Here is a 241-nt window from a genome sequence, read left to right as displayed (position 1 = left end):
CGCTCTCGCCAGCAGCGGACAACGCCGTGTTCATCTGCCATGCGCTGACCGGGGACGCACACGCCGCCGGCTTCCACGAGGGAGCGAAGCGTCCCGGTTGGTGGGACAACCTGATCGGCCCCGGACGGCCGCTGGACACCAACCGGTTCTTCGTGATCTCGGCCAACCTGATCGGCGGCTGCCAGGGCAGCACCGGGCCGTCCTCGACCGACCCGGCCACCGGCGAGGCCTACGGGCTGGA

1 pseudogene is annotated in these 241 nt (G+C 71.0%); it reads left to right on the top strand.

What is annotated here, in order from left to right:
- Positions 1-241 (top strand): annotated as a pseudogene (locus BN358_RS24375) (alpha/beta fold hydrolase); the annotation flags it as partial.

Source organism: Sedimentibacter sp. B4 (genome assembly GCF_000309315.1).
Lineage (GTDB): Bacteria > Bacillota > Clostridia > Tissierellales > Sedimentibacteraceae > Sedimentibacter > Sedimentibacter saalensis.
The sequence above is the reverse complement of the archived record's forward strand: the minus strand, read 5'-3'. Positions and strand labels throughout refer to the sequence as shown.